This window comes from Phenylobacterium sp., from assembly GCF_004299445.1.
In the GTDB taxonomy this organism is placed as follows: domain Bacteria; phylum Pseudomonadota; class Alphaproteobacteria; order Caulobacterales; family Caulobacteraceae; genus Phenylobacterium.
The window spans coordinates 67,925-81,731 of record NZ_SCTC01000004.1 but is presented as its reverse complement, the minus strand read 5'-3'; the positions used below and the strand labels follow the sequence as shown (position 1 = coordinate 81,731).

Genomic DNA, 13,807 nt, shown 5'->3' with positions numbered 1-13,807 from the left:
CGTGTGCTCTTCCGATCTACAAGGGCTATGCCGACGCCTCGAAGGTGACCGCCGACTGGCACGGCTGGCTGCGCTACACTTTCGATGAGCCGCCGACCGTCGAGCCCTTCAAGATCAAGCCCTGGGAGAAAGAGCACCTCCCGAACCTGACCGGGACCATCTATGCGCGCCGGCCTCAGGGCGCGATCTCGCGTGGCGGCGACCGCCAGCGCGCGACCGGCGACTACGAGGCCTGGACCCCGGAGTAGGCCCGATGGGCGCTTACCGCATCCCGCCGCACCACCTGCGCCGCGCCGGCCTGGGCGTGGCGTTGGGCGCAATGCTGGCGGCGGGGATCGTGGATGCGCAGCCCACTGCGCCGACCGCGCCGACAGCGCCTGAGGCCGCGTCCGCGCCCACTGGCCCCGCCGCCGAGGAGGCGCCGCCCGCCACCGTCGCCGCGCCGGCGCCCGCCGCCGTCGCTCCAGTTGACGCCAAGGATGTCGCGCCGGCCGTGGCCCCCAGGGAGCAGGTCGCCGAAAAGCCGGTCGAGGCGCCGATCCGCCGCAACCGCTACGACATCGCCGTCATCCAGGCGCTGGACAAGGTGACGGCCGAGACTCTGCGGTTCGAGGCCCGGGTCAACACGCCGGTTCGCTGGAAGGGCCTGGTCTTCACCGTTCGCGCGTGCGAGCGCTCGGCGCCGGACGAGCCGATCGAGGACTCGATCGTATACCTGACGATTGACGCGCAGCCGCGGCCGCAGCCCGGCCGGCCGACGCCGGCTCCCAAGCAGGCGTTCAAAGGCTGGATGTTCGCCGCCTCACCGGGCCTCAACCCGGTGGAGCATGCCACTTACGACGCCTGGGCGATCAGCTGCAGGGCTTCCGCTCCCGTGGTCGCCGCCGCCGCGCCGCGCGCGACGCCCGCGCTCAAGGCGGTGACCGAGGCGCCGAAGGTGCTAGACCTGCCCGCGGCCGAAGGCTCGCCAGCCGCGGCGCCCTCCGCCACACCCCTGCCCAAGGCGACGGCCCCCTCCGCCCCGCCGCCTGCGCCCAAATCCGAGCCGGCTGCGAAGGTCGATCCGGTCGCGTCGCCTACGACGTAGAAGTCGCCGTCGGCTTCCAGGGCCTCGGACAGCCGGCGATGATAGGCCGCGCGCGAGATTTCCTGCGCGCCGAACTGGGCGAGGTGCTCGGTCATGAACTGTGCGTCGAGCAGGCGGACGCCGCCGCCGATCAGCCGGGCCGCCAGGTGCACCAACGCCACCTTGGAAGCGTCGCGTCGCCGCGAGAACATACTTTCGCCGAAGAAGGCTCCGCGCAGCGAGACGCCATAGAGACCGCCCACCAGTTCATCGCCGTCCCAGCACTCGACACTATGCGCATGGCCCACCTTGTGCAGCTGGAGATACAGCTGCTCGATCGGCCGATTGATCCAGGTCTCTGTCCGGCCCGGGCCTGAAGCCGCGCAGGCCAGCACCACCTCGTGGAAGGCGGAGTTGATCCGCACATCGAACGGATCGCCTCGCACCGTACGCGCCAGGCGCTTGGGCACATGGAACCCCGCCAGCGGCAGGACGCCGCGGCGCTCGGGGTCGATCAGGAAGACGCGTGCGTCCTCTCGCGCATCGGCCATGGGGAAGACGCCCCGGGCATAGCAGTCGAGCAGGTCGCTGGCGTCGAAGGCGGACATGACCCCGGTCTAGCGCGCGCGCCGGCAGCGGGGGAGTAGGTCATGCCGCTTCGTTCACGAATACGACCTTATGGGTCGGGTCGGTCATCGCCTCTGCCGCCTCGCAGAAGAGGGCCCGGCGGGTGATCACGTGTTCCGGGCAGAGACAACCGCGCTGCATGAGGTCCAGCGCGGCCGGCATGTGAGCGCGGGCATGAACGCGGCCCAGCTTGAGCGTGATGTTGCGGCCGTACATGTCCATCAAGGGTGTCGGCGTTCGAGGGACGAAGTCACCGTAGGTTCGTTGGCAGAGTCCTTCGTAGTCGGTGCAACGGATGGCGAAGGCCAGGCCGTCATCGTGACCGCTGGCGTCGAGCGTCAGGGGAAACGGCCCGACCGGCGGGGTATCGGGGCGCAGCTCCATCTGGATGGTCTCGGCGCCAAGCCGCTTTGCGACGTGGAGATTGTCGTCATCCTGGGCGACGTAGACGACCTTCTCGGCGCCCAGGGCTATCGCGCACTGAATGACGTGGAAGGCGATGCCGCCGCGCGCGCCGCCGACGATCAGCAACCGCGCGCCGGGCCGCTCGCGCAGCGGATCCAGGACAAAGGCCAGCGCGTTGGTCACGTTGTCGGCCACCCCGGCCAGGGCCTCCGGTGCCAGGTCGGCGGGGGCATGCAGCAGCATGTGATCTGCGAACGGGACGCGCAGTCGGTCGGCAAGGCCACCGCCGTATTCCACGCCTGACAGAGGCGCCATGCCGTACGACGAGCGGTAAGGCACGGTCTCGCACAATGCCGTGAGGCCCCGTCGGCAACGGCCGCAAGAGCCGCAACTGATCTGGAACGGCACCAGCACACGGTCGCCAGGGCGGAAACCGGCGACCCGGTCCCCCACCTCGATGACCTCGCCATAGGTCTCGTGACCGAAGGCGAAGCCACCCGGCCAGCCGGCCAACCCCGTGGCGATGGACAAGTCCAGATCGCAGCGCGTGACGGCCAGCGGGCGGACGATCGCGTCGCCGTCGCTCTCGAGCCTGGCGTCGGCGACCTCGCGCCACTCGAGAACCTGGGGCGAGACGTAGAAGAGCTGCCTCATGCGGCCTCCGGGGTTAAGGGGGTGACGGCGACCGACATGGCGACCTGACCGATCAGGCCTTCGCCATCCCGGAGCGCTGCCCAGCCAACGCCGATGGCCGAGGGCGACCACGCCGTCGCGGGCTCTAAGCCGATCCAGTCGCCGCGGGGTGCGCGGATGAGGTGGACGCTGAGGTCGGTGTTGGGGATCGCCGCGGGCGGCCGAACGGCGGCTCCGATCGGCGGGACGATACCGTGCGCCCAATCAGCGGCCACCAGCACACGGGCCAGCGCCGAGGGGCGCTCAAACAGCGGTCGCTGGTGGCGGAACCAGGCCACCCCGGCCGCGAAGCGCGCATCGAGCGTATCCATCATCCAGGCCCCGCCATGCATCGCCGCCCGCCGTTCGGAGGGGAGCTCAAGAGGCTCGCTGCGTCGCGCCGGCGGGGTCGGCAGGCCAGAGACCGGCAGTTCTGCGATCACCGTCGCGCGCTGGACGGCCACGAGCGTCCCGTCGGCCGTCAGATCGGCGTCGATCACGCAGACGCGGCGGCCCCGCCGCAATGGCCGGACGGTCACCCGCAGTGGCGCGACGGGGACAGGGCGAAGGAAGTGCGTTGTCAGACTGGCCACAAAACCCTGAGCCTCGCCTTCCACCGCCACGGCCATCAGCGCCGCCGCGCCGCCACCCTGCAGCCCTTCAAAGGGACCGCGAGCGTACGCGCTGGGGCGCCAGGACCCGTCGGGGTCGAGCGTGAACACAGGGGTCATGGGCGAGTGGTCCTCGTTGCCGGGCCCGAAACCTCGCTGGACGCCAGCCGCCCGGAAAGCGAAACATGCGTCGGATGCATGAATTGGGTTCACCTGTCTGGGGGCGTTCCACCCCACCTCTGGCGGCGCTCAGAGCGTTCGACGCCGCCGTCCGGCTGGGGAGTTTCCGGGCGGCGGCCGAGACGCTGGGGCTGACGCCGTCTGCCGTCAGCCATCAGATTAGGGCGCTCGAGCGGGCGCTCGGGGCGACGTTGTTTCACCGCCAGGGTCGGGCCATGGTTCTCTCGGAGGCCGGTGAGGCGCTGGCTCCGTTCGTTCGGCAGGGCTTTCTGGCGTTTGAGCGCGGGGCCTACGCCGTACGCGGCGGCGCACGGGCGCGGCAGATCCGGGTGAGCGCGCTGGCCATGTTCAGCCAGTTGGTGCTGATCCCAAATCTAGGTCAGTTCGCGAAGCGTTGGCCCGCCTACGACGTCAGGATCGAATCCTCGCCGCGTTTCGTTGATTTCGACCAGGACGACTTCGATGTCGGCGTTCGCGTCGGCGACGGGCGCTGGCCGGGCCTCAAATGCACCGAACTGCTGCGGATCACTGGAGCGCCCGTCGCCAACCTGGAAGTGATCCAACGACTATCGCTGAGAGACCCGCGCGACTTGGTGGGGACGCGCCTGATCCATGACACCGCCCAACCGCACGCCTGGAGGACCTGGCTGAAGGCGAACGGCGTGGACCGCCCAGACGAGGAGGGGGACCTGTGGCTCGACTCCGCGCCCGCAACCTTGCATGCGGCCGACCAAGGGTTGGGCGTGGCGTTCGCCATCGACCCCCTCGTGCGCGCCTGGCCAGGGTTTGGCGAGCGGCTCGTGTTCGCGCTGCCAGGGTTCAGCGGACCCGCGACACGTTACTGGGTGGTGCGCCGGCCAGAGTCGGAACGCGATCCCAAGATCCGCGCCTTCATAACCTGGTTGCGAGCCGCTTGCCGTGACCTCGGCTAGCCCGCCTGGCTGGCCATCCAGCGTTCCAGCCAGTGGATGTTGTAGTCGCCCTTCAGGATGTCTTCCTGGTGCATCAGCTCCTGAAAGAGCGGGATGTTGGTGTCGATGCCGCCGACCACGATCTCGCCCAGGCAGCGGTTGAGGCGCGCCAGGCACTCCTCCCGGTCGCGGCCATGGACGATCAGCTTGCCGATCAGGCTGTCGTAGTAGGGCGGGATCGAATAGCCGGCGTACAGGGCGCTATCCATGCGCACGCCCAGGCCGCCGGGGGCGTGGTAGTCGGTGACCAGGCCCGGCGAGGGCGCGAAGGTCTTCGGGTTCTCGGCGTTGATCCGGCACTCGATGGCGTGGCCTTCGAAGATGATGTCCGACTGCTTGAATGACAGCGGCAGGCCCGCGGCGATGCGGATCTGTTCGCGCACCAGGTCGATGCCGGTGATGGCCTCGGTGACCGGATGCTCAACCTGCAGGCGGGTGTTCATCTCGATGAAGAAGAACTCGCCGTTCTCGTACAGGAACTCGATGGTGCCGACGCCCAGGTAGCCGATGGCCTTCACGGCATCGACCACGACCTTGCCGATCTTGGCGCGGGCTTCGGCGTCGATGGCCGGGGAGGGGGCTTCCTCCAACACCTTCTGGTGGCGGCGCTGCAGCGAGCAGTCGCGTTCGCCCAGGTGGCAGACGTTGCCGAAGCTGTCGGCGATGACCTGCAGCTCGATGTGGCGCGGGGTCTGGAGGTAGCGCTCCATGTAGACCGCGTCGTCGCCGAAGGCCGCCTTGGCCTCGCTGCGCGCCGTCTGGACGGCCTCCACCAGGTCGGCCTCGGTCTTGGCGACCTTCATGCCGCGCCCGCCGCCGCCGGCCGCCGCCTTGATGAGGACGGGGAAGCCGATCTCCTTGGCCGCGGCGATCGCCTCTTCCTCGGTGGTCACGGCGCCGTCCGAGCCGGGAACCACGGGGATGCCGGCGGCCTTCACGGCCTGCTTGGCCGTGATCTTGTCGCCCATCATCTTGATGTGCTCAGGCTTGGGCCCGATGAACGTGAAGCCGTGGGCCTCGACGATCTCGGCAAAGCGGGCGTTCTCGGACAGGAAGCCGTAGCCGGGGTGCACGGCCTGGGCGCCGGTGATCTCGCAGGCCGCGATGATCGCCGGGATGTGCAGGTAGCTCTTGGCCGCCGGCGCAGGGCCGATGCAGACGCTCTCGTCCGCAAGTCGCACCCACATGGCGGAAGAGTCCGCTTCCGAGTGCACGGCGACGGTCGAGATGCCCATCTCCTTGCACGCGCGGTGGACCCGCAGGGCGATCTCGCCCCGGTTGGCGATCAGGATCTTGTCGAACATCGAGCTACTCGATGATGGCGAGCGGTTCGCCAAACTCGACGGGGGTGGCGTCCTCGACCAGGATCTGGACGACCTTGCCGGCCCGGGGCGCGGGGATCGGGTTCATGGTCTTCATCGCCTCGATAATGAAGAGCGTCTGGCCGGCCTCGACCGTGTCGCCCAGCTTCACGAACGATGGCGAGCCGGGGTTGGGTTGCAGGTAGACCGTGCCCACCATCGGCGACTTTACAGCGTCGCCCTTTGCGACCGCGGGGGCGGCCTCGGCGGGAGGGGCTGCGACGGCCGGGGCCGGGGCCGGCGCGGCCGGCATCGGCGCGGGCGCCGCGACGTGGTGCACGGCTGCGGCGGTGATCTGCTTGGCCACGCGAATCTTCAGCGCCCCTTGCTCGACCTCGATCTCGGACAGGCCGGTCTCTGTGAGGATGTCCGCCAGCTTGCGCACGAGACGCGCATCAAACGGATCGGCAGGCGCCTTGGGGGTGTTAGCCATGTATCGGCCCTTGTCTTTCGTTTGGTCTAGCGGGCCAGGCCCGCGGCGGCCTCGACGGCCAGTTCATAGCTCGCAGCCCCGAAGCCGGAGACGATCCCGGTGGCGGCCAGCGAAACATAGGTTTCCCGACGGAACGCCTCGCGGGCCGCCGGATTCGACAGGTGGCACTCGACGATCGGGATGGCGAGCATCTTCAGGGCGTCGAGGATGGCGATGGAGGTGTGGCCGTAAGCCGCCGGATTCAGCACCAGCGCCGAGGCCTTCTCACGGGCCTCCTGGATCCAGTCCACGAGTTCGCCCTCGTGGTTGGATTGTCGGAACACGACCTCATAGCCCCTGGACTTCGCCCGCGCCTCGCAGAGGCCACGAACGTCGTCCAGGGTCTGATGTCCGTAAATCTCGGGCTCGCGGGTCCCCAAAAGGTTGAGGTTGGGGCCGCTCAGCACATAGATCGGTTTCGGCATTCGGCTCCGCCGCGCGATTCCGGGCCCTTGTAACGGGCCCCGGCCAAGGTCACAAGCAAGGCGAACGGAGCATACGCGTGCAACTGACGATCAACGGGGAAAGCCGGGTCTTTTCGGGCGTCGCCGACGTGGCCGGGCTTGTGTCGGCCCTGGGGCTCGACACGAAGAAGGTGGCCGTCGAGCGAAACCTGGAGATCGTGCCCCGCTCGGCCTATCAGAAGACCCCGGTGGCCGAAGGCGACCGGATCGAGATTGTGCATTTCATCGGAGGCGGCTGACGTGGACGGCTCGACCCATAATTCGAACGAGACCTGGACGGTCGCCGGCCGCACCTTCACCTCGCGCCTGATCGTGGGCACGGGGAAGTACAAGGATTACGCCCAGAACGCCGCCGCCGCCGAGGCGGCCGGGGCCGAGATCGTCACCGTCGCGCTGCGCCGGGTGAATCTGAGCGATCCCAATCAGCCGATGCTGGCCGACTATGTGAAGCCCGAGCGCTTCACCTACCTGCCCAATACGGCGGGCTGCTTCACCGGCGAGGACGCGGTGCGCACCCTGCGCCTGGCGCGCGAGGCCGGCGGCTGGGATCTGGTGAAGCTGGAAGTGCTGTCGCAGACCGCGCACCTGCTGCCCGACATGGAAGAGACGCTGCGGGCCCTGAAGCTGCTGATCGCCGACGGCTTCTCGGTGATGGTCTACTGCTCGGACGATCCGGTCTACGCGAAGAAGCTGGAGGACGCGGGCGCCGCGGCGATCATGCCGGCGGCCGCGCCGATCGGCTCGGGCCGTGGCATCCAGAACATGCTGAACCTGGGCCTCATCATCGAGCAGACCAAGGTCCCGGTGCTGGTGGACGCCGGGGTCGGCACGGCGTCGGACGCGGTGGTGGCGATGGAAATGGGTTGCGAGGCGGTGCTGATGAACACCGCCATCGCCGAGGCCAAGGACCCGATCCGCATGGCCGTGGCGATGAAGCACGCCGTCATCGCCGGGCGGGAAGCCTACCTGGCCGGCCGCATGGCCAAGCGCCAGTACGCCGACCCGTCCTCGCCGCTGAGCGGGCTGATCTAGGGCTCTTCGTCCGCCTCTTGCTGGGCGCAAGAATGTCATCGTCCTTCCTCCGAGCCTGGACCTCTCCGCGCTTCGCCAGCGTCTACGGAGCGATCGCGCTGGGAATGTTCCTGGGATTCGCGGGACCGTTCGGGTCGTTCCAGTCGCTGGCGGCGCCCGCACGCTACGCGTTCTGGTTCGCGCTCGTGGCGGTAGGCTACGGACTGGCGGTCGCCACCCTGCAGCTCCTTCGTCCGGCGACGCTGTTCGCGCGCCTGCCGACCGTCGCCGCCATCGTGATCGTGGGACTGGTTTCGACCCTGCCGATGATGTTCGTCGTGGCCTGGGCTCTCGATATGGTCTTCGCCCGGTCGACGCCGCCGCGGGAGCTGGTGTCGCTCTACGCCTCGGTCGCGTCGGTCCAGTTGGTCATCAGCGGCATCGCGTCGTGGCCTTCCCTGGCGCGGGCCCGGCCCGCGCCGCCGGCGGAAGACCTGAACGCCGACCGGTTCTTCGAGCGGGTTCCCGAGCGGCTGGGCCGCGACTTGGTGGCCCTCGAGGCGCAGGATCACTACGTGATGGTCCACACCCGCCGCGGTTCGGCGCTGGTCTCCATGCAGCTCAGCGAGGCCATGCAACTGCTCCCGCCCCAGCTCGGCCTTCAGGCGCACCGGCGCTGGTGGGTCGCCCGCGAGGCGGTCGCGGGGTTGCGCCGCGAGGGGCACCAGACACTCATCGATCTCGCCGACGGCCTGACGGTGCCGGTTGGCAGAACCTATCTCGCGGCTGTCCGCTCGGGCCTGGAGACGTGCGACGCCTGACCGGGCGCGGGAGGCGGCGTCCGCGCGACGGCTCCGGGCGGCGTGTGGCATTGCCGCAAATCCTGAGCGCGCCAATGGCATTGGCGGAATCGGCCGTTGTCGCCGGCCAGGCGAGCTGATCGAGACGGGGCGACTTTTCTGCAGCCTCATCGGAGATCAGATGCGACAACGACTTTTTGCCTGCGCCCTCATGTTCGTCACCGCGGTTCCCGCCGCGGGCTTGGCGCAGGACGCCACGGTTCTGAAGACGACCTGCGGGCCCAGCGCCGCGGCGCCGACCGGCGAACCCGACCTGACTGGATTGTGGGACGTCTATATGGACGTGGGCGGCATCCCGAGCTTCGGCCTGCTGACGGTCGGCTGGCTCGACGGCCGCTATGCCGGGACCCTGACACCCGTGCGAACCGCGCCGGTCGTGGTGCGAAGCCTGACCGTCAGCGGCCAGACGGTGCGGATGGTCGTGGGATCGCGCGAGGGCGACGTAACCTACAATGCGGCGCTTTCAGCCGCGGCGGACCGGATGTGCGGGGCCGTGACCTATCACGGCGGTCTGCTGCATCCGATGGTGGCGCAGCGGCGGCGGCGATAGGTTGCTCGACCTGGAACGCCGGCCCCTCGTTGCAGCGACAACAGGCCAAGGAGCCTCGACGCGGCTCTTCAACTTGCTCCACGGCTTCCCATTCATCCAGCGCCGATAGCACCACGAGTGTTCGCCATCCGCCCCCGCAGCAGATGACCTTCCAAAGATCCCGTCCCGATGTCGGTCTTCGCTGGGGGCGACCGGGCCCCTTACCTCCCGCCGCTCGCGGGGGAGGTAAGCTCAGCCGGGATAGCGGTCGAAGGCGGGGAGGTCGTGGGCGTTGGCCATCCACTCGATGCGTTCGGCGACCTGGATTTGGGCGGTGGGCTGCAGGGCGCCTGGGTCGTCGAGGGTGGCGGTCTGGACGTCGATGAGGCCGGGGAAGACCTCTTCGTTCGTGTAGAACAGGCCCGTACCGCAGGCGGGGCAGAAGTGGCGGCGGCCGTGTTCGGACGAGGCGTACACGTGGGTCGCGCCGTGGATGGCGATCTGGTCGGCGGGGACCATGCCCCAGGCCACCATCGGCGCGCCGGCCGAACGGCGGCAGTCGGTGCAGTGGCACAGGGCGTGATGGACCGTCTGTTCGGTCATCTCGTAGGTGATCGCGCCGCAGTGGCAACGCCCGGTGAGCATCGGCGGGTCTCCCTCATGTCTGCCGTCGGCGAGACATTAGGGCGGGGCTGCTGACAACGGTGTGGCGGCAGCGGCGGGCGGCCGCGCCACAGCGCCGCCGCCCGCGCTTTCCGTAGTCCTATCGGGCCATGTTCAGGACCTGGACCTGGGTGAACTCCTTCAGGCCTTCCTCGCCAAGCTCGGAGCCGATGCCCGAGAACTTCGAGCCGCCGAAGGGCAGGTGGGGCTGCAGGTCGGCGTGCTTGTTCACCCACACCGAGCCCGACTCCATCTGCTCGGCCAGGCTCCAGGCCCGCTCGGTGTCCTTAGCCCAGATCGAGCCGCCGAGGCCGTAGATCGAGGCGTTGGCGCGGGCCACCGCTTCGGCCGGGTCGGAGTACTTGATCACCGGCATGACCGGGCCGAACTGCTCCTCGTCGACCAGCTTCGCGCCGTCGGTGATGTCGCGGACGATCGTGGGGTTGATGAAGTAGCCCTTGTCGCCCTTGCGGCCCCCGCCGGCGATGACCTTGCCGTCCTTCTTGGCGCTCTCGATGAAGCCCAGCACCTTCTCGAACTGGGCCTTGTTCTGCAGCGGGCCCATCTGGACGCCCTGTTCCAGGCCGTCGCCCACCACCATCTCGCCGGCCAAGCGGGCCAGCTCATCGCACATGGCGTCGTACATGCTCTCGTGGACGTAGATTCGCTTGGCCGCGATGCACACCTGGCCGGCGTTCTGCATGGCCGCGCCCAGGACCTTGGGGGCGGTTTCCTTGAGGTCGACGTCGTCCAGCACGATCAGGGCGTCGTTGCCGCCCAGCTCGAGAGAGATGCGCTTCAGCGCGTCGGCGGCGCTGGCCATCACCTTCTTGCCGGTCTCGGTGGAGCCGGTGAAGCTGATCTTGCGGATGCCCGGATGTTTGGTCATCTCGCCGCCCAGCTCGTTGTTGTCGGCGATGATGTTCACGACGCCGGGCGGCACGATGTCCTTGATGATCTCGCCCAGTTTCAGCGCCGTGAGCGGCGTGGTGGGCGCGGGCTTCACGATGACGGTGTTGCCGGCGAGCAGGGCCGCGGGGACCTTGAACGCCATCAGGATCATCGGGAAGTTCCAGGGCACGATGCAGCCCACGACGCCCAGGGGCTTGCGGCGCACCTCGACGCGGCTGGTGGCGTCATCGCTCACCACGCGGGCGTCCAGGCTGAGCGTCGTGAAGTAGCGGAAGAAGGCCGCGGCGCCGAAGATCTCGCCCATGGCGTCGCCCAGCGGCTTGCCTTGTTCCTGCACCAGCAGCCGGGCGAGATCGTTGATGTTGGCCTGGATCGCGTCGGCGATCTTGAGCAGCACGGCGCGGCGCGCGTCGATCGAGGTCTTGCTCCAGGCCGGGAAGGCCGCCTGGGCCGCGGCGACGGCCTGGTCCAGCTGGGCCTTCGAGGCGCGGGCGCAGGTGGCGAACACCGCCTCGGTGGCCGGGTTCACCACGTCGAGCGTGGCGTCGCCGTCCACCAGGGCGCCGTTGATCAAGAGCTTGTAGTCCGACATGTCGTTCCTCCCGGGGAATTCTTCGGGAGGGAGGGAACGCCCCTTACGTCAGGGCGGTCAAGCCGAGCAACTTCCTTTCCCACTGCGTGGGAGAGGAAGATCACGCGGCGGTTTGCAGCCGTTCGCGGTCGGCGTTGGCCGAGACGCCGACCTTTTCGAACATCTCGTCCCGGTCAGGCCCGCCCTTGGCCGGGTAGAGATCGGCGTTCCGGGACTTGCCGCGGGCCCAAACCTTCATGATCCGCGCCAGATTTGCCGGCTTCTTCAGCCAGGCTTCGGGGTGCTCCAGCATGTGGAAGCCCTTCAGGAAGGCCCGCATCAGCTCGACGTCCTCGCGGATGGCGATGGACACGCCGTCTTCCAGGAAGCTCCTCATCACCTTGCTGCGCAGGCTGGGCTTGCCGGTCGGCAGGAGGGCGGCGCGGGCGCGCTTGATGGCGCCCTGATCGGCCTTGCGCATCACGTCGTAGTAGGGCCGCAGCTCGCGCTCGAGACCGTCACGATAGACCATCAGGCGCGCCGCCGGATGCTGGGCCGCCGCCAGGGCGTCGGCCAGCAGATACGCGCTCACCGCCGCGAACGAGCAGCCCCGGCCGTACAACGGGTTGGTCCGCACCACGCTGTCGCCGACCGGATAGAAGCCCAGCACGACGGGCTTGCCGCCCGGCGTCAGCTCGCGCCAGCGGCTCTCCAGCTGGCCCATGCCGAACACCTTGCTGGTGGGCTTCGCACGCTCGGGATCGATCCACGGGGCGACGCCGGGCAGTTCACGGCAGATGGCGTCGAAGATCTGGGGATCGACAATCGCCTTGCGCATCTCCTCCTCGACCTCGGGGGCGCACAGGGTGATCGAGAAGCAGCCGTTGTCGCCCGGGAAGACCCCGAACTTGAGGTAGCCCAGGTCGCCCGTCGCGCCGGCCCGCGTGCGCGGGGGCTCTTCGCAGCCGGGGTTCAGCCGGTAGTGGCGGGTGAAATAGATGACGCCGCAGGGCTCGGATGTCTGCGGGATCGTCACGCCGGCGGCGGCCAGATGCTCGGTCGCGCTGGAGGTTCGGCCCGCCGCGTCGACGACGATGTCGGCCGAGAGCTCGCTGCCGTCCTCGAGGCGCACCCCAGTGACGCGCGGCGGCGCGCCGGCCTCCACGATCAGGTCTTTCACGAAGGTCTGCGGCCGCATGGTCACGCCGGGCAGGCCCTCGGCGTAGCGGCGCATCACCAGCTCCAGCGTCGTGCGCCGGCTGGTTAGGATCGCCAGGTCTTTGTCGATCGGCGCCGGGACGTAGTTTTCCTTGTGCTTGGGCGTCAGGCCGCCCTCGAAGCCCAGCTCGCGGCACCCGGCCTCCAGCAGGGCGTCCAGTAGCGCCGGGTGGCGGTCACGGACGATGGTGCGCAGGCGGGCCAGGAACGCGTGGCTGTGGCGCAGGTGGCCGACGCCGCGGCGCTGCCAGTCCTCGAAGGCCACGTCGGCCCCGCCTTCCGGAGGTGGCGGGTCGCGGTCCAGCACCACGACCTCGCGATCCGACCCGGCCAGCGCCATCGCCGTCCAGAGTCCGGCCATACCGGCCCCGATCACCACGACCCGTTCGCTCATCATACTCCCCTGAGAGGTTCTTCGCGAAGCAGTCTACCAGAGGCCGATCTTTACGTCGGGGAGCCTGGGGCCGTGGCAGGCGGCCGCTTCAGGTTCTGGCCCTTCACCTTGGCCAGCGCGGCCTTCACGGCGTCGAGATCGGCCCCGGGAATCACATAGTCGCCGATGATGAACGCCGGGGTGCCCTGCAGGCCCAGCGCTTGGGCGAGGGTGCGGATGTCGTTGAGCTGCTCGGTGATCGCCGGGCTGGCGGCGGCCTTGCGCACGGCGGCGGGGTCAAGGCCCACCTCGATCAGGTGTCGGTCGAGCGCCGCCTCGTCGAGGCCGCGGTCTTCCATCCAGGCCTTGTAGAGCTGCAGCCCCTTGGTCTTGCCCTCGGCGGTCAGCGCGATCCGTGCGGCGGTCTCCGAGACCTCGCCGAAGATCGGGAACTCCTTGAAGACGAAGCGGACGTCGGGGTTCTCCTGCATCAGCTTGACCATCTCGGGCGCCACGACCTTGCAGTAGCCACAGCGGTAGTCGAAGAACTCGACGACGGTGAACTCGCCGTTCGGGTTGATCACCACGTCGCGCGGGTCGCGCTCGAGCTGCTGGCGGTACTTGTTGACCGTCGCTGCGCTGGCCTTGGCCGCGGCCAGCGTCTGCTTCTCCCGCAGCTTGAGCGCCATCTCCTCCAGAACCTCGGGGTGTTCCAGAAGGTAGGCGCGCACCTTAGCGCCGAACTCGGCGTCAGCCTGCTTCTGGCAGGCGGAAAGGGCGAGAGCGGCCGTCATGACGACGGCGAGGGGGGCGTAGCGCTTCATCGGATCCAGATAGGTCT

At 68.9% G+C, this 13,807-nt stretch carries 16 protein-coding genes and 1 pseudogene; 7 read left to right on the top strand and 10 right to left on the bottom strand.

All coding sequences use genetic code 11. From position 1 onward, the window contains the following. Both EPN98_RS02220 and EPN98_RS02215 read left to right on the top strand, forming a co-directional pair. Positions 1 to 248: NADH-ubiquinone oxidoreductase subunit NDUFA12 family protein (locus tag EPN98_RS02220; RefSeq protein ID WP_293359676.1), on the top strand; the 248-nt coding region annotated here is incomplete at its 5' end. A 5-nt stretch (positions 249 to 253) separates the two neighbouring features. After that, positions 254 to 1,087, top strand: a complete 834-nt coding sequence (locus EPN98_RS02215) for a DUF2155 domain-containing protein (RefSeq protein WP_366558451.1) — start codon at positions 254 to 256, stop codon at positions 1,085 to 1,087. Here the strand turns inward: EPN98_RS02215 and aat are convergent. From aat to EPN98_RS02200, 3 genes and pseudogenes are all read right to left on the bottom strand, one after another. Then, positions 1,057 to 1,674, bottom strand: a pseudogene (gene aat / locus EPN98_RS02210) (leucyl/phenylalanyl-tRNA--protein transferase); the annotation flags it as partial. The gene EPN98_RS02215 and the pseudogene aat sit on opposite strands and share 31 nt — an antisense overlap. Before the next feature lie 40 nt (positions 1,675 to 1,714). Continuing rightward, positions 1,715 to 2,752 carry an alcohol dehydrogenase catalytic domain-containing protein gene (locus EPN98_RS02205; RefSeq protein ID WP_293359673.1) on the bottom strand — a complete coding sequence of 346 codons (1,038 nt, stop codon included), beginning with the start codon at positions 2,750 to 2,752 and terminating at the stop codon, positions 1,715 to 1,717. Beyond that, positions 2,749 to 3,501 carry a thioesterase family protein gene (locus EPN98_RS02200; protein ID WP_293359670.1) on the bottom strand — a complete coding sequence of 251 codons (753 nt, stop codon included), beginning with the start codon at positions 3,499 to 3,501 and terminating at the stop codon, positions 2,749 to 2,751. Before EPN98_RS02200 ends, EPN98_RS02205 begins: the two co-directional genes overlap by 4 nt. A gap of 65 nt (positions 3,502 to 3,566) precedes the next feature. On the opposite strand from EPN98_RS02200, the gene EPN98_RS02195 reads away from it, so the two are divergent. Beyond that, on the top strand, positions 3,567 to 4,493 hold the full coding sequence (locus tag EPN98_RS02195) for a LysR substrate-binding domain-containing protein (protein WP_293359667.1): 927 nt from the start codon (positions 3,567 to 3,569) through the stop codon (positions 4,491 to 4,493). Here the strand turns inward: EPN98_RS02195 and accC are convergent. The 3 genes from accC to aroQ are packed head-to-tail and all read right to left on the bottom strand — an operon-like array spanning position 4,490 to position 6,790. Further along, positions 4,490 to 5,836 (bottom strand): acetyl-CoA carboxylase biotin carboxylase subunit, encoded by a 1,347-nt coding sequence (gene accC / locus EPN98_RS02190; protein WP_293359664.1) that lies wholly within the window; start codon positions 5,834 to 5,836, stop codon positions 4,490 to 4,492. The genes EPN98_RS02195 and accC overlap by 4 nt on opposite strands. A 4-nt stretch (positions 5,837 to 5,840) precedes the next feature. After that, entirely contained in the window at positions 5,841 to 6,326 is a 486-nt protein-coding gene (gene accB, locus EPN98_RS02185) for an acetyl-CoA carboxylase biotin carboxyl carrier protein (protein WP_293359662.1), read from the bottom strand. A gap of 26 nt (positions 6,327 to 6,352) precedes the next feature. Then, entirely contained in the window at positions 6,353 to 6,790 is a 438-nt protein-coding gene (gene aroQ / locus EPN98_RS02180) for a type II 3-dehydroquinate dehydratase (RefSeq protein WP_293359659.1), read from the bottom strand. Positions 6,791 to 6,867: 77 nt separating this feature from the next. Between aroQ and thiS the strand changes: the two genes are divergently transcribed. The 4 genes from thiS (at position 6,868) to EPN98_RS02160 (ending at position 9,250) form a co-directional block, all read left to right on the top strand. Next, the gene (gene thiS, locus EPN98_RS02175; RefSeq protein ID WP_293359656.1) at positions 6,868 to 7,068 is read left to right on the top strand and encodes a sulfur carrier protein ThiS; all 201 of its coding nucleotides are present in this window, start codon (positions 6,868 to 6,870) and stop codon (positions 7,066 to 7,068) included. 1 nt (position 7,069) lies between these two features. Beyond that, a complete protein-coding gene (locus tag EPN98_RS02170) occupies positions 7,070 to 7,861 on the top strand; it encodes a thiazole synthase (RefSeq protein WP_293359654.1) in 792 nt (263 codons plus the stop codon). Between the two features lie 32 nt (positions 7,862 to 7,893). Continuing rightward, on the top strand, positions 7,894 to 8,661 hold the full coding sequence (locus EPN98_RS02165; protein WP_293359652.1) for a LytTR family DNA-binding domain-containing protein: 768 nt from the start codon (positions 7,894 to 7,896) through the stop codon (positions 8,659 to 8,661). Positions 8,662 to 8,821: 160 nt separating this feature from the next. Continuing rightward, entirely contained in the window at positions 8,822 to 9,250 is a 429-nt protein-coding gene (locus EPN98_RS02160; RefSeq protein ID WP_293359649.1) for a hypothetical protein, read from the top strand. Positions 9,251 to 9,481: 231 nt separating this feature from the next. Here EPN98_RS02160 and EPN98_RS02155 read toward each other — a convergent pair whose 3' ends face one another. The 4 genes from EPN98_RS02155 to EPN98_RS02140 all read right to left on the bottom strand — a co-directional run bounded on the left by EPN98_RS02155 (position 9,482) and on the right by EPN98_RS02140 (position 13,790). Then, entirely contained in the window at positions 9,482 to 9,874 is a 393-nt protein-coding gene (locus EPN98_RS02155; RefSeq protein WP_293359646.1) for a GFA family protein, read from the bottom strand. Between the two features lie 118 nt (positions 9,875 to 9,992). Further along, positions 9,993 to 11,396, bottom strand: coding sequence for an aldehyde dehydrogenase family protein (locus tag EPN98_RS02150; RefSeq protein ID WP_293359643.1), 1,404 nt, complete (start codon positions 11,394 to 11,396; stop codon positions 9,993 to 9,995). Positions 11,397 to 11,496: 100 nt separating this feature from the next. Continuing rightward, the gene (locus EPN98_RS02145; protein WP_293359640.1) at positions 11,497 to 12,987 is read right to left on the bottom strand and encodes an FAD-dependent oxidoreductase; all 1,491 of its coding nucleotides are present in this window, start codon (positions 12,985 to 12,987) and stop codon (positions 11,497 to 11,499) included. Between the two features lie 50 nt (positions 12,988 to 13,037). Continuing rightward, a complete protein-coding gene (locus EPN98_RS02140; RefSeq protein WP_366558450.1) occupies positions 13,038 to 13,790 on the bottom strand; it encodes a DsbA family protein in 753 nt (250 codons plus the stop codon). Positions 13,791 to 13,807 lie beyond the last annotated feature (17 nt).